The sequence below is a fragment of the Microcystis sp. M061S2 genome (assembly GCF_020245605.1).
Classification (GTDB): domain Bacteria; phylum Cyanobacteriota; class Cyanobacteriia; order Cyanobacteriales; family Microcystaceae; genus Microcystis.
The window spans coordinates 1-18,840 of record NZ_JADBUP010000138.1 but is presented as its reverse complement, the minus strand read 5'-3'; the positions used below and the strand labels follow the sequence as shown (position 1 = coordinate 18,840).

The 18,840-nt window shown below is 45.3% G+C and carries 12 protein-coding genes and 2 pseudogenes; 6 read left to right on the top strand and 8 right to left on the bottom strand.

What is annotated here, in order from left to right; genetic code table 11:
* The 4 genes and pseudogenes from IM475_RS20590 to IM475_RS20575 form a co-directional block, all read right to left on the bottom strand.
* A pseudogene (locus IM475_RS20590) lies at positions 1 to 278 on the bottom strand (hypothetical protein); the annotation flags it as partial.
* 47 nt (positions 279 to 325) lie between these two features.
* Complete coding sequence (locus IM475_RS20585; RefSeq protein ID WP_287728952.1) at positions 326 to 1,987, bottom strand: metallophosphoesterase family protein; 1,662 nt, start codon at positions 1,985 to 1,987, stop codon at positions 326 to 328.
* 76 nt (positions 1,988 to 2,063) lie between these two features.
* Entirely contained in the window at positions 2,064 to 3,806 is a 1,743-nt protein-coding gene (locus tag IM475_RS20580) for an ABC transporter ATP-binding protein (RefSeq protein ID WP_287728951.1), read from the bottom strand.
* A gap of 163 nt (positions 3,807 to 3,969) precedes the next feature.
* Positions 3,970 to 4,161, bottom strand: a complete 192-nt coding sequence (locus IM475_RS20575) for a hypothetical protein (protein WP_287728950.1) — start codon at positions 4,159 to 4,161, stop codon at positions 3,970 to 3,972.
* An 860-nt stretch (positions 4,162 to 5,021) separates the two neighbouring features.
* Here IM475_RS20575 and IM475_RS20570 point away from each other — a divergent pair.
* From IM475_RS20570 to IM475_RS20555, 4 genes are all read left to right on the top strand, one after another.
* Positions 5,022 to 6,344, top strand: a complete 1,323-nt coding sequence (locus IM475_RS20570) for a CmpA/NrtA family ABC transporter substrate-binding protein (protein ID WP_287690359.1) — start codon at positions 5,022 to 5,024, stop codon at positions 6,342 to 6,344.
* Positions 6,345 to 6,525: 181 nt separating this feature from the next.
* Positions 6,526 to 7,353, top strand: a complete 828-nt coding sequence (gene ntrB, locus IM475_RS20565) for a nitrate ABC transporter permease (RefSeq protein WP_287658795.1) — start codon at positions 6,526 to 6,528, stop codon at positions 7,351 to 7,353.
* Positions 7,354 to 7,500: 147 nt separating this feature from the next.
* A complete protein-coding gene (locus IM475_RS20560) occupies positions 7,501 to 9,507 on the top strand; it encodes an ABC transporter ATP-binding/substrate-binding protein (RefSeq protein ID WP_287728949.1) in 2,007 nt (668 codons plus the stop codon).
* A gap of 46 nt (positions 9,508 to 9,553) precedes the next feature.
* Positions 9,554 to 10,552, top strand: coding sequence for a nitrate ABC transporter ATP-binding protein (locus tag IM475_RS20555; RefSeq protein WP_287728948.1), 999 nt, complete (start codon positions 9,554 to 9,556; stop codon positions 10,550 to 10,552).
* Positions 10,553 to 10,836: 284 nt separating this feature from the next.
* Here the strand turns inward: IM475_RS20555 and IM475_RS20550 are convergent, their stop codons facing one another.
* Positions 10,837 to 11,463: a DUF2301 domain-containing membrane protein gene (locus IM475_RS20550; RefSeq protein WP_287658792.1), complete on the bottom strand. Its 627-nt coding sequence runs from the start codon at positions 11,461 to 11,463 to the stop codon at positions 10,837 to 10,839.
* Between the two features lie 244 nt (positions 11,464 to 11,707).
* Between IM475_RS20550 and thiO the strand changes: the two genes are divergently transcribed.
* A complete protein-coding gene (thiO, locus tag IM475_RS20545) occupies positions 11,708 to 13,639 on the top strand; it encodes a glycine oxidase ThiO (protein ID WP_287728947.1) in 1,932 nt (643 codons plus the stop codon).
* 80 nt (positions 13,640 to 13,719) lie between these two features.
* Here the strand turns inward: thiO and IM475_RS20540 are convergent, their stop codons facing one another.
* The 3 genes from IM475_RS20540 to lpxD form a co-directional block, all read right to left on the bottom strand.
* Complete coding sequence (locus tag IM475_RS20540; protein ID WP_287728946.1) at positions 13,720 to 15,255, bottom strand: TolC family protein; 1,536 nt, start codon at positions 15,253 to 15,255, stop codon at positions 13,720 to 13,722.
* Positions 15,256 to 15,323: 68 nt separating this feature from the next.
* Entirely contained in the window at positions 15,324 to 16,865 is a 1,542-nt protein-coding gene (gene ggt, locus IM475_RS20535) for a gamma-glutamyltransferase (RefSeq protein ID WP_287728945.1), read from the bottom strand.
* 142 nt (positions 16,866 to 17,007) lie between these two features.
* Positions 17,008 to 18,039, bottom strand: a complete 1,032-nt coding sequence (lpxD, locus tag IM475_RS20530) for a UDP-3-O-(3-hydroxymyristoyl)glucosamine N-acyltransferase (protein WP_287728944.1) — start codon at positions 18,037 to 18,039, stop codon at positions 17,008 to 17,010.
* A 458-nt stretch (positions 18,040 to 18,497) separates the two neighbouring features.
* Here lpxD and IM475_RS20525 point away from each other — a divergent pair.
* Positions 18,498 to 18,675, top strand: a pseudogene (locus IM475_RS20525) (RNA-guided endonuclease TnpB family protein); the annotation flags it as partial.
* Positions 18,676 to 18,840: the final 165 nt, after the last annotated feature.

Sequence of the window (18,840 nt, the reverse complement as noted above, 5' to 3'; positions counted from 1 at the left end):
ATTTGCTCGCGGGTTTCTTCTCGCAGGGAACTTATTTGCTCGCGGGTTTCTTCTCGCAGGGAACTTATTTGCTCGCGGGTTTCTTCTCGCAGGGAACTTATTTGCTCGCGGGTTTCTTCTCGCAGGGAACTTATTTGCTCGCGGGTTTCTTCTCGCAGGGAAATCATCTGCTCGCGGTTTTCCTGTCGCAGGGAAATCATCTGCTCGCGGTTTTCCTGTCGCATTGCCGAGAGTAAGTCTTTCAATTCTTGAATATCATTGCTAGTAACAGTAGTCATAGAATTAACCCCAAGAGAATCTATTTAACCAGCATCTTTTAATTTTATTATACTTCACTGACGCTAAAAAGGTCAAATTCATCAAATTTAATTACTTCGGAGTCAGGATAACGAGTATCAAAACGATAACTGCTCACGGTTCCTTTTTCTGTATCTAAAATGCTAAAAACCGTTACATCATTACTGGCAATATAGGGTAAAGGTTGATTAACCCAATCCACTAGAGGAGCAATGTTTGGGATAATTGCTGGTAATCCATTGGGATTACCGATGACCGCATAATTTCTATCGAGAGGTACAGGACGTTTTTTATCACCTAAATGAGCGCCATAACTATTACCAACGTTAGAAGATTCGAGAAAATTCATACCCTTAGGACTAAGAAAACGATTCCATAAATGGGAATGACCATAAAAAACCAAATTAACCTTGGCTGATTCTAATAAAGGAATTAGATCACGAATAATATAATCATTTTCTTGGGGATAATCATAACGTACTGATCTAACTTTTCCCGTGGTATCCCGTTCAATTTTCGGCACGGGATCGGTGTAGGGTGGCACGATATTTCCTCCTAGGGTATGGGGAGGATGATGAAACATAACTACCTTATATTTAGCCTCTTGAAATTCTCGACTATTTAACTCTTTTTCTAACCATTGATATTGAGGACTACCCTGGGCAATTGGCTCAAAAATATGCTGACCATAACCCCAGCGTTCGGGTCTATCTAAATCTCTTTGATTTTCGTAATATCTTCCCCTTGCACTGGGTTCTAAATTGGGATTTCTCCAGATATTAGTAACATATAAAACCACTAAACGAATATCGCCAAAGGTGAGAGAATAATATTTATCTTGAGGCAAAGAAAAAATTTCTTCGTAGGTTTCTGTGTTGAAAGAATTATTTTTTAACCATTTTTCATTAATTGCTGCTGTATCCTCTGCTAGTTGTTTAGAAATAAATTGAGGAATAGCATCTTCAAACTGTTCATTTAAACCTGTGGAATTAGAAAATCTGCCCATAACTTCATGATTACCAATAGCAGGAAATAAGGGGGCATTTTGAATAATTTTCCCCCCTTTATAAATAGTCTGAATACCATTCTTGGTCAGAGTATAATTAGCACGACCTTGTAAACAGGGAAAGAATGCCCCACCGCGACTATCATCAAACCATTCGGAAGCTCGATCGGGTATATTAACTAAATCTCCCGCTAAAAAAACTGCATCTACCTGTCCAATAGTTTCAATAACTTTTTGTAAATTAGCGGCAGTCATAGGCATTAATTGATGATCGGAAGTGAGCAGAATTTTGAGATTAGTTCCTTTTTTGGGTCTTGGGGTAAGGGTATAAATATCACTTCTAATCGCCCTATTTTCCTGAAAACTGGTGACTTGATAGGGAATCCTTTCCAGGTGATTTAAATCAGTAATTTCGGCCTGATGTCGCCAAATTTCTCGAGCGCTTAAAGATTGATAAGCTTCAAGGGTTCTCGATTTGGCATCTTCTCTAACTCTAGTTAATTTGCTAGTGCGAGCGGGGGCCATTTTTTCTAGTTTTTCCCCGTAGCGGACTTGATGACCAGTGCCAAAAAATTCCGTAAACCAAATCACTTGTATTGATGTTTCGGTGGGTAATTGTAAAAAAGGTTCGGTTAAAAGTTGATCCTTGTTCATTGTCGCTAAAAGATAACTGCTGTACTGCATTTAAACAGTTTTAAGGAGTAATTGAGATAGTCCACAGCTTAACCGGCAATAACTAGCAGATTCCCTATTTTATCGGCTAATCTAAAACCTTAGACTCTAACTGCTGCCGTTGCCAGAGATTTTGATAGACTCCGGGGACTGCGACTAACTCTTCGTGGGTTCCCATCTGGACAATTTCTCCGTGATCCATGACAAAAATCCGATCAGCAGTGGCAGCGGCCAATAATTGATGGGAGATAAAAATCACGGTTTTTTGGCTTTCTTGGGCGAGATTTTCCAAAATAGCCGTGGCCGTTTGATTATCGACGCTAGATAGGGCATCATCAAGGATTAAAATCGGTGCTTGGATGGCTAAAGCGCGCGCTAAAGAGACCCGTTGACGTTGACCCCCAGAAAGAGTAATCCCACGTTCTCCCACTAAAGTTCCGTATTTTTGCGGGAAATTCTCGATTTCCTCCTGAATTCTCGCTTGTTTGACCGCCGATTTCACTGCCGGAAAATTCAGCAGCGGATCGCCGTAACGGATATTATCTTCGATGGTGGTACTAAATAAAAAACTTTCTTGGGGAACATAAGCGATCGCTTTTCGCAGATCTTCAAGAGCAATTTGAGTCACATCTTGATTATCAATAAATAACTGTCCTTCCGCAATATCCAAAAGACGGGGAATAGCGTTAGCAAGGGTAGATTTTCCCGACCTGATCGCACCGACTACCGCTACCATTTCCCCCGGATTAATGGTAAAAGAAAGAGATTTTAAGGCGGGTTTCTTAGCATCAGGATAGGAAAAAGTCAAGGCTTTGGCGGTAATTTTTCCTTGAATATTTTTTAAGTGAATACAATCGGCATTATCTTTAATTTTAGCCTCGGCTAACAGGATAGTTTCTAGGCGATCAATACTCACTTCTCCCTGTTGGTAGGCAGTAATAGTGAAACCTAATAAAGCAGTGGGAAAAACTAATCTTTCCGCCAAAATTAACAGAGCAATAAAGTCCCCAATCGTGATATTACCGGATATAATTTGTCTAGTACCGAGGGCAAGCAAGGCCAATAAACTTACATAGGCTAAAGCTTCAATCAGGGGAAAAAGAAAATTACGAGTCTGGACTAAATCTAAATTAGCCTGTAGTAATTCACGATTTCTTTGCTTAAATGCTAGGCGCTCGTTACCTTCTTGGGCATAAATTTTAATCAGAGTGATACCACTCATATCCTCTTGAATTAAATCGCTTAGATGCGAGAGTTTTTCTTGTACTTTTTTCTGTTGCCGCTGGAGACGACCACTAAATAACTGCACAGCAATTAACATCAAAGGATAGACAGAAATGGCGGCGACTGAAAGGGGAATATGAATCGCTAACATCACGGGTAAAGTTAACCCATAGGCAAAAAAAGTATTAGCCAAACTGAGCAAAGCAAAACCCACCAGACGACGGATATTATCCACATCGCTAGTGGCACGGTTGATTAAATCTCCTGAAGTTTGCCGCGAAAAATAGGCAGGTTCAAGGGTTAATAAATGCTGAAAGATTTTTTGTTTAAGATCGAACTCTACCTGACGACCGATCCCGAATAATAACACTCTGGAAATCATGCGGATAAACCACATAATCGAGGCTAAAGCGACAATTAAAATCAGATAATGAATGATTTTTTGGAAGTCAAAAGATTTACTCAAATCATCGATGCTATCCCGGATTAAAAGCGGTATATAAACACCCAAAAGATTAACAATAAGCAAAGCAACTACCCCACCAGTTACTATTTGCCAATGGGGACGTAGATAATTTGCTAGTTTTTTAATGCGAGAATAAGCCATATTCAGTTATCAGTTATCAGTTATCAGTTATCAGTGAGCAGTTATCAGTTATCAGTTATCAGTTATCAGTTATCAGTTATCAGTTATCAGTTATCAGTTATCAGTGAGCAGTGAGCAGTGAGCAGTGAGCAGTTATCAGTTATCAGTTATCAGTTATCAGTTATCAGTGAGCAGTTAGAACAGGGAACAGGTAAAAGGGGGCATAGATAATCAGTGGGTTATTTTTCTCCTTGTCCTGATTTGGTGGCGGTTTAACATTAGAACCACCCTGGGGCGGTTTACCGGGGGGTTGATCAATTTTAGCTTGATAGCCGCGCTTAAATTTATCATATCGTCTTTCTTGTTTGTCCGACATTTAAGTTACCTCTGTTTGATCCTGCCAAAATTCAATATAGCGAATTTCCTCTGCATTAATCAAAATAAGCCGCCCGCGCATCTAAATTAGTCTAGATCGATAGGGCAACACCAGAATACTGGAACACTGGAACAGCAAGGGTTATCTGCTTTTTAGCTAACTTAATAATGCCCAGTTTAAATTCGTCTTAGCTTATCTTCAATAGTTAAAACTACCCCTTCTAATTCGGCGAACTCATCTAATAAAAGGGAAGCATCGATCGATAATAATATGCTTTTGCTCTTGGCAAGTTCCAAAGCATAACAGAGATTGTCTCAAGCTGCTGGCATCGCTAATACTTGCGGGGATTTTTCCGTAATCGGTAAATAGTAACCGGTAATCAGTGAACTGCAAACTCAAACCCGATAACTGAGTCAAGATAGCTAAAAATCACCATCGCCCCACCATGCGTTTCAGACAAATTTTTATGCTTTTATTACATGACTGGCAATATTTTGTAACAATCTATACGAATTTTCCTGTTGAAGACTGTAAATTTAAGTTAATTGCTTCGGTAATAACCCTGAAATAAACTGATCTTTCTAGCCCAGATGACCAAAAACCGCCCCTATCTATCTATCCACTCCTCAAAACTGTTATGCTTCTAGAAAAAATCTCTTAGACAAAAACTACTGCTAAATCTCCCCAGATGGAGAAGCAAAAGCGATCGAGAGATAAAAATAGTCAAAGCCTCCTTACTGAATCAACAGTTACTTGCAAGAAATTTTCTCGGTTATCACCGCAGTCAGTTAGGGGAAATAATGAGAATTTTTCACCGTTTCATCACCTTTGTTTAGTTTCTAATCACGATTTTTTAGTCCATGAGTAAACTTTCTAGACGTAGATTTATCTTCACTGCCGGGGCAACTGCCGTAGGAACAGCAATTCTCCACGGTTGCGCCACTCCCAATAATACCGCGACCAGTCCCTCCCCGGCCGGCAGTCCTGCAGCTTCCCCCGTTGCCAGTGGAGAAACTCCCGAAGTCACCACCGCTAAACTAGGTTTTATTGCCCTCACCGACGCTGCCCCCTTAATTATCGCCAAAGAAAAAGGTTTATTCGCTAAACACGGGATGCCCGATGTGCAAGTGATGAAACAAGCCTCTTGGGCTGCAACCCGGGATAACCTCGAATTAGGTTCGGCGGGTAACGGTATCGACGGGTCCCACATCCTCAGCCCCATGCCCTACCTAATGACCTTGGGCAAAATTACCAAACAGCCCGTACCGATGTATATTCTGGCACGTTTGAATATCAACGGTCAGGCCATATCGATCTCCAAATCCCACGCGGATTTAAAACTCGACCTCGACAGTTCTAAACTCAAAGAAACCCTCACCAAAGCGAAATCTGCCGGCAAAGAAATGAAAGCTGCCGTCACCTTTCCGGGGGGCAACCACGACCTGTTCATGCGTTACTGGCTATCTGCGGGCGGCATCGATCCCAATAATGACATCTCCCTCATCGTCGTTCCCCCGCCGCAGATGGTGGCCAATATGAAAGTCGGCACCATGGACGCGTTCTGTGTCGGCGAACCGTGGAACGCCCAAATCGTCTCCAAAGGCCTCGGGTACACTGCCCTGATCACTGGAGAATTCTGGAAGGATCACCCCGAAAAAGCCTTCGCTTTACGCGCCGATTGGGTGGATAAAAATCCCAAAGCGGCAAAAGCTTTAACTATGGCTGTTCTAGAAGCGCAGCAATGGTGCAACGATCCCGCTAATGTTAAGGAAATGTGCGAGATTATTTCAGGACGGGAATGGCTGAAAATTGACCCCGCCGATATCTTGGGAAGAATGCAAGGTAATATCGATTTCGGTGATGGTCGCAAAATCGAAAATAGCCCCGTAGCCATGAAATTCTGGGCTGATAACGCTTCCTATCCCTACAAGAGTCATGATACTTGGTTTGTGACTGAAGACATCCGTTGGGGCTATATTCCCGCCGATACGGACATCAAAGCTTTAGTTGATAAGGTTAACCGGGAAGATATCTGGAGAGAAGCCGCCACAGCCCTCAATGTTCCGGCCGATCAAATTCCCACCTCTACCTCTCGCGGTGTGGAAACTTTCTTTGATGGTGTTACTTTTGACCCCGAAAATCCCACCGCTTACCTGAAATCTCTCAAGATTAAAAAGGTTTAAATCAGTGATCACTAATCAGTAATCAGCGATTCAGTAATCAGTAATCAGTAACCCGTCAACAGTTAAAGATCATTTGCTGATAACTGGTAATTAATAACTGATAACTGATCACTGATGCTGATAACTGAACCACTGACCACTCCACCACTGATAACTGATAACTGATAACTGATAACTGATTATGGCTGTTTCTATTTCTCGTCGTTCTCAAGGTTCAAAATGGGTAAAAGACCTCAAAAAAAAATTACCCAAACTAGCAACTTCGGCGATTGCTTTATTAATTTTCCTTCTCATCTGGCAAATACTCTGTTTTAGTCCCGATGCCCCCCTCCCTAGTCCCACTAAAGTGGTTAGCGATACCTGGGAATTAATTATTAATCCCTTTTTCAATAATGGTGGCACGGATGTGGGGTTATTCTGGCAAATTTTCGCCAGTTTACAACGGGTGGCCGTCGGTTTTACCCTTGCCGCTATTGTTGGCATCGCTGCGGGTATTTTAATCGGTAGCAGCGCCCTAATTTATGATGCGATCGATCCGATTTTCCAAATCCTGCGTACCGTTCCCCCCCTAGCTTGGCTACCCATCTCCCTAGCGGCTTTTCGTAATAACGAACCTAGTGCCATATTTGTAATTTTTATTACAGCAATTTGGCCAATTATTATTAACACAGCCGTGGGAGTACAACAGGTTCCCCAAGACTATAAAAACGTCTCTAGAGTGCTAAAATTATCCAAAGTTGAATATTTTTTCAATATTCTTTTTCCCGCCACCGTTCCCTACGTTTTCACGGGATTAAGAATCGGTATCGGTTTATCTTGGTTGGCGATTGTAGCGGCGGAAATGCTGATCGGTGGCGTGGGAATTGGCTTCTTTATCTGGGATGCTTGGAATAGTTCCATGATCAGTGAAATTATCCTCGCTCTGATTTATGTGGGTATTGTTGGTTTCCTACTCGATCGCCTCATGGCCTACATCGCTAAATTAGTTGTACCCGAAGAAAATAAATAGGGTTTGCGGCAAAAAGTTTTTCGGTGGGGGCAGGGTGTGGGGTGTGGGGTGTGGGGAGCTTTTTAAGTAAACAGTAAACAGTAAACTAAAAACTCACATCTGATAACTGATAACTAATAACTAATAACTGATAACTGATAACTGAAAATGTCTGCATTTATTGAAGTCGATCACATTGATAAGGTTTTCCCTCTCCCCGATGGCCGTCAATATATTGCCCTGAAAAATATCGATCTCAGCGTTACTCAAGGGGAATTTATCTCTTTAATCGGTCACTCCGGTTGCGGGAAATCCACCCTCTTAAATATGGTCGCTGGACTCGATCGCCCGACGGTGGGAGGGGTGATTTTAGAGGGAAGAGAAATTAAAGGCCCCGGCCCCGATCGCATGGTGGTGTTCCAGAATTATTCGCTGCTGCCCTGGTTAACCGTCCGGGAAAATATCGCCCTAGGAGTTAACCGCGTGCTGCGTCATCTACCGGCTGCTGAACGCAAAAGTGTCATCGAACATAGTATCGATATGGTACACCTGCGCCATGCGGCCAACAAACGACCGGGAGAATTATCGGGAGGCATGAAACAACGGGTAGCGATCGCCCGCGCCCTAGCCCTACGGCCAAAAGTCCTGCTACTTGATGAACCCTTTGGGGCGCTGGATGCGTTAACCAGAGGCAATTTACAGGAACGTTTGATGGAAATCGTCGAGGAAAGCCACGTTACCTGTATCATGGTCACGCACGATGTGGATGAAGCCCTATTACTATCCGATCGAGTGGTGATGTTAACCACCGGTCCGGAGGCCCATATCGGTCAGATTCTCGATGTTCCCATTCCCCGGCCCCGGCATCGTTTAGAAGTAGTTAACCACCCCAGTTACTACTCCCTCCGTAACGAGATCGTTTATTTCCTCAACCAACAGAAGCGATCGAAGAAAGTCGGCCAACCCACCGAACCGGTAACAGTGATCGGCCAAGCTACCAGACTGAAAACCAATCCCACCATCGGTTTTATCCCCCTCACCGATTGCGCCCCGATTATTATCGCCAAAGAGAAAGGTTTCTTCGCCGAGGAAGGATTAGAGGATGTTATCCTGCAACGGGAACCCAACTGGAAAGCGCTCGCCCAAGGAGTGGCCACCGGTCGTCTCGATGCGGCCCAGATGGTGGCGGGAATGCCCCTGAGCATGACCATTGGGGCTGGAAATAAGCCCTCTGTCCCCGTGATTAGTGCTTTGGTACTCAGTCGCAACGGTAACGCCATCACCCTCAGCAATAAATACAGGGAATTGGGGGTAGAAAAACTGGAGGACTTGAAGGAGGCCCTCCAGCAAAGTCCCGATCAAATCGCCACTTTCGGCATGGTTCACCCCGCTTCCATGCACAATCTACTGTTACGCTACTGGTTAGCTAGTGGCGGCATCGATCCCGATAGTGATGTGAATTTAGCCGTAATTCCGCCGCCTCAGATGGTTTCCCTACTAAAAGCGGGTAAGATCGACGGTTATTGTGTGGGGGAACCCTGGAACTCCTACGCCGTTCACGAAAAATTAGGCTACGTTATCGCCACCGATCTTGATATTTGGCCTGGACACCAGGAAAAAGTCCTCGGGGTTAAGGAAACTTGGGCGGCGAAACATCCCGAAACCCATATCGCCATGGTGAAAGCTTTAATTAAAGCCTGTGAATACTGCGATGATCAGCGTAATCGAGAAGAAATCGTCAATATTCTCAGTCAGCCCCAGTATGTGGGCGTGGATAGGGCGATTATCCGCCCCGGTTTTCTCGATGGTTACGATCGCGGTTTAGGAACTGCCCCCGAACCCCTATTCCGATTTAATCAGTTTTACGTCGATCAAGCTAACTGTCCGGGCAGGAGTGAGGCCCTATGGACCCTAACTCAGCTTGCTCGTTGGGGTTACGCGCCTTTTCCCCGCAACTGGGTGGAAGTGATTGAACGCGTCCGTCGTCCCGATCTGTTTGGCGAAGCTTGCCGGTCCCTGGGCCTTCCCGATTTGGAACCCGATCGCCACAGTTTCGCCCTCTTTGATCGTCTTATTTTCAATCCTGACGATCCGATCGGCTATCTGGAACGTTTCTCGATCCGTCGCGATTATCGCGTCTCAGAAGTTCTCCTCGATGATACCGTCGCTAATTAATGGTTGTGGTGGGCTTTGCCCACCTTAAAATAAATCTAGGACGAATATGCAAACTTTTACTGATAAGACCGTGAATTCCAGCACCACCACCCAGCCTTTTTTATTAGTTAGTAATGTTGCCAAAGAATACCCCTCTCCCGAAGGGGTTTACACCGTTTTAGACGGTGTGGAGCTGCAAGTCAATGAGGGGGAATTTGTCTGCATTATCGGTCACTCCGGCTGCGGTAAATCGACCCTTTTAAATATGGTGGCGGGGTTTTCTTCTCCTAGTCGTGGGCAAGTGCTGCTACAGGATAAAGAGGTTAAGGAACCAGGACCGGACCGGATGATGGTGTTCCAAAATTATTCGCTTTTGCCCTGGAAAACTGCCTTTGAGAACGTTTATATCGGGGTTAATTCCGTTTATCCCGAAAAATCTCATGCTGAGAAGGTGAAGATCGTGGAAGAAAATCTATCCTTAGTGGGATTGACAGAAGCAGCCCAGAAAAAACCCCCCCAATTATCGGGAGGTATGAAACAACGGGTTGCGATCGCGCGCGCCCTGGCCATTCGTCCCCAAGTCCTCATCCTCGATGAACCTTTTGGGGCTTTAGATGCGATCACCAAAGAGGAATTACAGGAAGAATTGCTGAAAATCTGGCAAGAACACCAGTTAACGGTGTTGATGATTACCCACGATATCGATGAGGCTTTGTTCTTGTGCGATCGCTTGGTGATGATGACCAACGGCCCGAGCGCTAAAATTGGGGAGGTGCTAAAGATGCCTTTTGCCCGTCCCCGGGTTCGTTCCCAAATTACCGAGGATCCCCGTTACTACGAACTCCGCAATGAAGCCCTCGATTTCCTCTACAATCGTTTTGCCCATTCGGAGGATCCCAACGAGGATGCCCCCGAACAACCCCGCACAGAAAATCTCGTGGGTAAAATTGTTACTGCTATTGGTGGCATAGCTTTACTCGCTTTTGTCGGTTTTAGTCTGATACAAATGTTCACTAGCAAGACTGCCAATACTACTAATCCGGCTACCATCGAGGACTCCAGATAAGTAACAGTTATCAGTTATCAGTTATCAGTTATCAGATTTGAGTTTTAAGTGACAGTATTAAATAGAAGTTTTCTACTGTCTTTTCACTGATTACTGCTTACTGTTTACTGATTACTGACCAAGAATAAACCAGAAAGAGACAAAGAACAAAAAGCTGAAACCCGATCAGTTTAACTTATATAGTAGTGATCGATCTTTGTGTCCTTTGTGTCTGGAGTGGTTCGTTCCACTCACTTGCCCGCAAGACTGTATCTTAGAATAGATTTTAATCTCTGGAGAGTTTATCAGTGATTAAGATGTTCAAAGACCGATTTATCACCGATATCGTTGGGGAGAGGTTGGCTTAATTTTCTCAGAGCAAAGATAACGAATAAAGTCGCCCAGAGAATTAATAGCCCCTTTTCCCAATTTAAGGGCAATATCCCCAAAAGATGACCGAGTAAAAGGGTGGGAACTAGAGGGGTTAAAAACTTGGTTTCTAGACGATTAAAACAAAAAGCTTCTTTGAAATAAATCCCCGTGAGACTAGCAAAAATAAAGCCCACACCGAATAAACTCACCGGGTGGTTATAGACAAATTCTAGGGGAGAAAGTTGATAATAAAGGCTGAAAATTAGGGAAGTAATCGCCCCAATTAGCCAAAAAACTTGCAGGAGACGATGAAGGGGAATTAAATATATATGGATAGTCAATAAACTGATGCCTAACCCCAGACAAAAACCCATGTATAAAAGGTTAGTCAGGGGCAGTAATTGCGGTCGGGTGAGAACTATAATTGTAGCGACAGCGAAACTAAAAGCCGCTAAATTTAACCCCAAACGGTAGAGACGCACACCTAGGCGATCGCCATCCGTAATCGTAAACTCTCCAAATTGACCTTGATAAACTCGATCGACAGCAGGGGAAGTCATAAGCTCTAAAGAAAAAGGGAAGCTTAGAAAAGATCGACTACAAATCATCTTAAGCTTAAATTATGCCCGTAGCCCCACTTCTTCCCCCTCTCGGCTGACTAATTGCGATTTTAGTAGTCAATCAAGCTAAAAATTATGATTAATTGGGATAATAAAGACTATATATGTTATTTTACTACACTTTTCTTTTTCTAACTTCTGATTCCTTGTCATTTCAGTAATTATTTTTGGTGCCAGAGACTTTATGAACTCAACTAGCGAAATTTTGATCGTGGGCGGTGGTATCATCGGATTAGCGATCGCCGTCGATTTGCAATTGCGCGGGGCAAAAGTTACCCTCCTAGTTCGAGATATAGCTCAGGCCGCTAGTCGTGCGGCTGCGGGAATGTTGGCTCCCCACGCGGAGGGGATTCCCCCGGGTCCATTTCTCGATCTTTGCCTGCAATCGCGCTGGCTATATCCAGAGTGGACCCGCAAAATCGAGGATTTAACGGGAATAAACAGCGGTTACTATCCCTGCGGTATTCTTGCTCCCGTTTACGAGCTAGATCAGCCCGTTACTACCGAGGAAGTTAATAAAATTTGGTTAGACAGCAATGCAGTTCACCTCTACCAACCCGGACTAGGTAAAGATGTGATCGGTGGTTGGTGGTATCCCGACGATGGACAAGTGGATAACCGGCAGCTAGTGACGGCGCTGCAACAAGCGGCCGAAAATTTAGGGGTAGAAATTCGCCAAGGGGTAGAAGTCCACGCTATACAACAAAAGCAGGGAAAAGTCAAGAGTATTTATACCTCAATTGGGGAATTAGAAGCAAAAATTTACATTTTAGCGACCGGAGCCTGGGCCAGTCAACTTTTACCCCTCCCTATCCATCCCGTCAAAGGTCAAATGGCTGCGGTAAAAATGCCCCCTAACCAAACCTTAGCTAGGGTTTTATTCGGTCCGCAAACCTATCTAGTTCCCCGTCGCCATGGTCGTTTAATTATCGGGGCCACTTCCGAAAAAGTGGCCTGGCAAACTGGCAATACACCCCAAGGACTACAAACCCTTTTTGAGCGCGCCACCCGTCTCTATCCCCCTTTAGCTGACTGGGAAATCGAGGAAATGTGGTGGGGATTCCGTCCGGGTACACCGGATGAATTACCCATTTTAGGCCGCAGCAGCTGTGATAACCTGATTTTAGCCACCGGTCACTATCGTAACGGCATTTTACTCGCTCCTGTCACTGCTTCCTTAATCGCTGACCTGGTGATTAATGACAAAGTTAATCCCATTTTGACCCATTTTAGCTGCGATCGCTTTAATCAACCATCACCCGTTACTGTTCCACCTATGTCCTTAACTATTATTGAGAATAAACCCCAAGCGCTTTTATCGCCCCAGAATGATCGCCTCACCATTGCGGGGAAAACCTTTCACTCCCGCTTGATGACTGGGACTGGCAAATATGCCAATCTGACGACTATGCAGGAAAGTATTACTGCCAGTGAATGTCAGATCGTCACCGTCGCCGTTAGACGAGTACAAACGAACGCTCCCGGTCATGAGGGATTAGCAGCGGCGATCGATTGGTCGAAAATCTGGATGTTACCCAACACTGCCGGTTGTCAAACGGCCGAAGAAGCGATTCGGGTGGCCCGTTTAGGGCGAGAAATGGCCAAATTATTGGGACAGGAAGACAATAACTTTATTAAACTCGAAGTTATTCCCGATCCTAAATATTTATTACCCGATCCGATCGGAACTTTGCAAGCGGCGGAACAATTAGTTAAAGAAGGTTTTGCCGTACTGCCCTATATTAACGCCGATCCTCTCTTGGCCAAACGTTTAGAGGAAGCTGGCTGCGCCACGGTTATGCCGCTAGGATCGCCGATTGGGTCGGGACAGGGCCTGAAAAATGAGGCAAATATCGCGATTATCATCGAATCGGCCCAAATTCCCGTGGTGGTAGATGCCGGGATCGGTACACCCTCAGAAGCGGCCCGGGCCATGGAAATGGGTGCGGATGCTTTATTAATTAACAGTGCGATCGCTATGGCGGCCAATCCAGCTATGATGGCCCAAGCCATGGCAATGGCGGCAAAAGCGGGACGTTTAGCCTATTTAGCGGGAAGAATGCCGATTAAGTCCTATGCTAGTCCTAGTTCCCCCTTGACGGGAACGATCGCCTAACCAGGTGATCTATCGAAACTCATTAAAATAGGGGAGATTTGCCTATCTCCCCCCACACCACACATCAATAAATCGCACAATTAACGCACTTCAAACAAACGATTATCCGGTAAATTACTAATCGCTCGCTGGAGACTATTCAAGGATCTATTGTAATCGACGATCGCCTGTAGATAACGGCTTCTGGCATCGGTTAAATCCCGTTGGGAGTTGATCACATCCGTTTGGGTTCCCACACCCGCCTGAAAGCGTAACCGGGCTAATCGCAGACTTTCCGTGGCGGATTCAATGCTTTTTTGCGAAGTTTTGATGTTTTCTTGGTTAGAAATCAAACTATAGTAGGATTCCTCCACCTGAAGGCGAATTTCATTGCGACGGAGGGAGAATTCCGTATCGGCGCGATCGATATTTCTTTCCGCTTGACGAGCGCGAGCAAAAGCACTACCACCATCAAAAAAAGTCCAGCGAATCCGGCCGCCAACGCTAAAACCATCGCCAAAACCAGCATCATCACTGAGATCGTTGAGGACATTATACTCGCCCAAAAGGTCTACTTGGGGAATCACCGCCGAAATGGCGATCGAGCGATCCTGTTGGCTAATTTCCCGTTGTAAGAGTTGTTGTTCTAATTCCGCACGATTTTTATAGGCTAAAACGATACTATCATCAAGACTCAAGCCCCAAGTTCCGGCCTCGCGAATCTCATCGGCAGCGGTTAACTCGATGTGCTGACCGACACTCAATATCTGTGCCAGTCGCCGTCTGGAAATACGCTGGTTAGAAATCGCCCGGGTTAAGTCTTGGTTAGCGTTGGCCAGGTCAACTTCCGCCTGTAGAACAGCAAATCGGGTTCCTAGTCCCGCTTGCTCCAATAATTGAGCATCGCGTAAACTTTGACTAGCATCTTCGATCGAGGCTTGGGCGATCGCTACCTGGGCATCACCCCTCTGTAATTCATAATAGGCATCGGTGGCATCAAAACGAGTTTGTTCCGAGACTGTTTCCACCTCTAATTCCCGTTGCCGGATCACTTTTTCGGCCCTTTTGATCTGGGCTGACCGTTCACCCCCTGTATAAACCCCATAGACAATCCGAACACTACCCTGAAAGTTGGTACTATCTTCGGATGTAACTGCTGGGATGCCCTGTTGACGAGCCAAATTATTTTGTCTTTGGGCGGCTGCCGATTGATCTTGACTGAGACTGGTTTCCGCCTGGGCCGTGGGTAATAAAGCCGCCTGTTGTTCCTTTAATTGGGCGCGAGCGATTTCTAAATCGACCCGGGCTGTCTGTAAGGTCTGATTATTTTTTAAAGCTAATTCGATCGCTTGATTTAAGGTGATCGGTTGTACTACCCTAATATTCACCTCATCCGGTTTGGTGGGAAAAATTAGGGGATTGCCACTAGGATTAAGATAATTAGGGGCTTTGGGATCCGCTTCCGTGGTTGCCGGTGCCGCCGATGGACCGGGTAATTGAGAAACTGGATTGGCAGTAGGTTGGGGTTTCTTCAATAAATCGGCAGCGGACTGAGTTTGTGCCTTAACCGAGGATTCAGCCAAGAAAATCAACCCAAGCACCGCACTCACGGTAATACCATAACGCAAGAGCAACATGAGTATCTCAAAAGTAAACAGTAAACGATAAGAAGTAAACAAGCTCACACCACTATGTTGGCCGATTACTAATTACTAATCAATAATCCTACTCCATCCCGACGCGGATCGCCCGTAGCGGTTAACTCCCCCCGCTCGTTCACTGCCACCCCATGCACACCCCCAAAAAACATATTTTGTTCTTGCCACCAGGATACTTGAGTATTTGCGGGTAAAACCAGATTTTCGAGCAGATTTTCCCGATCTTCTAGGGGTTCAATTCCTAATTGTTGATTTTCCCAATGTATGCGCGAGGCAGCGATCGCAGCGGCTAAAGATTGCCGAAAATCGATTAAATTGCTAATAACCTGGAAAATAGCGGTGCGAATGCGATTGGAACCCCCAGAACCGAGAACAAATCGCGGCTTTCCTTCCTCTAAAATCATCGTCGGGGACATCATTGAGGATAAACGATGATCGACGGGCCAATTGTGAAAACCAAAGGGATTTAAGTCCGCTTCCCCGATCATGTTATTGAGCATAATTCCCGTCCCCGGCACGGTATAAGCCGATCCTTCGCCGTTGGAAAAGGTGGCACTGGCGGCGTTACCTTCCCCATCGATAACACTAATATGGGTGGTACTGCCCCATTTATTGGCATATTTGCCTAAAAATTCTGATGAGAGAAACTTGTCTGCGATTCCCTCCTGATGGATAAAATCATCGTAGCCTTGAACCCGCGCTTGATTGGTTAAGGCCATCACTTCCGTTAAAATTTGCAGATGTTTGGCTCCTAGAGGCTCTAAAGCCGATAAATTGACTGTTTCCAGTAATTTTAGGGCAAAAGCCAGGAGAATTCCTCCAGAACTAGGAGGCGGATTGGTCAGTATTTCGTACCCGCGATATTGGGTTTTTAGGGGTTTTCTCTCAAGGACTTGGTAATGATTTAAATCCTCTAGGGTAAGATAACCACCCTCCTGCATATCTTTGGCGATTTGGTGGGCGATTTCTCCCTCATAAAAGTCTTTTACGCCTTTTTTGCTTAATTCCTCTAAGCTATTGGCAAAATCCCTCATCACACAGCGATCGCCAGCTTGGAGGAGTTTTCCTTGGGGAGCATAGACTTTTAAACCCTCTCTATCTTTGAGCAGGATCGAAGATAGTAAACCCAGGCAAAAGCCGTTATATTGGCTCAAAATGTAGCCTTGTCGAGCATATTCGATCGCTGGCTCCGCTACCACGGCAAAGGGCAATTTTCCTAGTTTTTTCTGCACTGTTTCCAATCCCCGTAACGCCCCAGGAGTCGCGATCGCACCTCGGCCAATGTGAAAATCTTGACTAGCACCACCAAAATTGATCGCCACAGGGTAAAAGTCGATATTTGTCAAGGGTTTTTTAGATTTGGGAGTTTGACAAAAAAAATCAAAAAGGGTATTGACTTTTTCTTTGGTATGTGCTAGTAAAAAACCGCCGCCCCCCGCCGAAGCGAGGGTGAATTCGACCACGAAAGCCGCTAAAATCGAGCCAACTATCGCATCGAAGGCATTTCCGCCCATTTCTAAGATTAATTGTCCAGCTTCGGCAGTTTTTGGATGTCCTGCGGCGATAGCGCCCTTGCTTTTGCGAGTCACTTTGATCGGGGTGTGGGGTGTAGGGTGTGGGGTGTAGGGAGATGGGGAAGTGGGGTGTGGGAAGTGGGGAGAAGGGAGAAGGGAGAATAAATAAAAATAATCTCCTGCCTTCTGCCCCCTGCCCCCTGCCTCCTGAATAGAGCTATTTTTTTAATTGCTTAACCGCTTGATAGATTTCGGGTAAACGCTTGTAAGCGGCTGCTACCTTGAGGAATAGTTTATGCGGCATGGCGGGAGAACCAGAAACCACTTCTCCTGCCCCGATATCGTTGTGAATGCCAGTTTGGGCGGTTGCGATCGCACCGTCTCCGATCGCTGCTTGATTGGCAATGCCCACCTGTCCCGCTAAAATAACGCGATTGCCCAATTTTACGCCTCCTGCCATGCCCACCTGTCCTGCTAGGGCGCAAGCTTGGCCAATTTGGCAATTATGGGCAATATGGACGAGATTATCGATCTTAGTCTGGCTACCGATGCGGGTTTCTCCCACTGCCGGACGATCCACGGCGCTATTACAGCCAATTTCTACGCCATCTTCTAAGACCACGATACCCGATTGTTCCATCTTAAACCAGCCTTCGGGAACCGGCACAAAACCGAAGCCCTCCGCACCGATAACAGCGCCACTGTGGATAACGCAATCATTGCCGATTTGTACCCGTTCATGGATGGTACAGTTAGCGTGGAGAATTGTGCGATCGCCAATATACACCCCGGGGTAAACAACGGCGTTAGGATGAATGCAAACACCATCACCGAGGGTGACATTCGCTTCCACCACAGCATGGGCCCCGATGGCAACTTTATGGCCGATTTTAGCCGATGGATGCACCACGGCGGTGGCGTGAATGTAGGGTTGGGGCTGAAAGGGTTGATAGAATAATTTGATGGCGTGGGCGAATAAAAGTCGGGGATTGGCACTGGCTAACCAAGCGATGCCGCGTTCGTCGGCCTGTTGTTGTAAATTGGTATCCAGGGGCAGAATTAGGGCAGTAGCGTCAGTTTTGGCGACAAAGGCAGCAAATTTTCCCCCTTCGATATAGCTAATGGTATCGACTAGGGCGGTTTCGATGGGAGTTATGGCTTTAATTTGGGGATTTCTGTCGGGATAGACAGTTAAACTGTGAGCAGAGACTAAAGGGCTTAATTTTTGGGCAATTTCACTAAATTTCATAAATATATATTGCGATCGAGATAGGGCTGATGATAGGATCGTCTAACAGTCTAAAACTATACCGATAATCTTGTCGTTATTATAGTCAAAAAAGTTGCTAGTTTTTTAGGGAATAATCCCTGTTTTCCATTTCAACAAAGCCGATCTCGATCTAGAGCAGTTTTGGGGATAATTTTGCTCTCTCCAAAACCGATTGGTTTTAGTTTTTACTCCTCGATCGAGTTAATAAAATTGACCCGAACAGTATTAAGGCGATCCTAGTTGATGCTTCGGTAACTGTTGGAACATCTAGGTGAAAAATTCCTGACTCTCCCCAATAAACAACCGTATCTACTGGCTTAAAACTGGCTGAATATTTTCCCTGTCGAGAAGTAACAAACTTTGCTACAAAGGAAAAGTTATCGAAAAATTGAGGTTAAAAAGCCCACGTTTCACGACAGCTTTTGTTGATCTCTTCGGAACCTCGAGCGGTCACGGTAATTAAAGACGCGGCGAATCGCTATTTTTTAGGCTTTGTCGTTGAGATTAAACTGGAAACCCTTCCCAATAACGGGCAATCAGTAGGGATTAATCTAGGGATTGTCAACGAGTGCCACCCTCTCAACATTTGATCTGTCGGTCATCACCGCGCCGAAGTCGCAGTGAGGAGGTCAGATTTACAATATAGCAAAGAGCGGGATAGTTAGGACATAATAGAGAAAAAGAAATGAGGAGAAGCTTTCATGGCAGCACCCTATAGTGATGATTTAAGACAGAAAGCAGTGAGTGCCGTAGAGCGAGGGGAGAAAAAAAGCCATGTCT

Bases quoted from the DNA above. Each gene is read 5' to 3' on its own strand.
- IM475_RS20585 (WP_287728952.1), bottom strand. From the start codon at position 1,987: ATGCAGTACAGCAGTTATCTTTTAGCGACAATGAACAAGGATCAACTT.
- IM475_RS20580 (WP_287728951.1), bottom strand. From the start codon at position 3,806: ATGGCTTATTCTCGCATTAAAAAACTAGCAAATTATCTACGTCCCCAT.
- IM475_RS20575 (WP_287728950.1), bottom strand. From the start codon at position 4,161: ATGTCGGACAAACAAGAAAGACGATATGATAAATTTAAGCGCGGCTAT.
- IM475_RS20570 (WP_287690359.1), top strand. From the start codon at position 5,022: ATGAGTAAACTTTCTAGACGTAGATTTATCTTCACTGCCGGGGCAACT.
- ntrB (WP_287658795.1), top strand. From the start codon at position 6,526: ATGGCTGTTTCTATTTCTCGTCGTTCTCAAGGTTCAAAATGGGTAAAA.
- IM475_RS20560 (WP_287728949.1), top strand. From the start codon at position 7,501: ATGTCTGCATTTATTGAAGTCGATCACATTGATAAGGTTTTCCCTCTC.
- IM475_RS20555 (WP_287728948.1), top strand. From the start codon at position 9,554: ATGCAAACTTTTACTGATAAGACCGTGAATTCCAGCACCACCACCCAG.
- IM475_RS20550 (WP_287658792.1), bottom strand. From the start codon at position 11,463: ATGACTTCCCCTGCTGTCGATCGAGTTTATCAAGGTCAATTTGGAGAG.
- thiO (WP_287728947.1), top strand. From the start codon at position 11,708: ATGAACTCAACTAGCGAAATTTTGATCGTGGGCGGTGGTATCATCGGA.
- IM475_RS20540 (WP_287728946.1), bottom strand. From the start codon at position 15,255: ATGTTGCTCTTGCGTTATGGTATTACCGTGAGTGCGGTGCTTGGGTTG.
- lpxD (WP_287728944.1), bottom strand. From the start codon at position 18,039: ATGAAATTTAGTGAAATTGCCCAAAAATTAAGCCCTTTAGTCTCTGCT.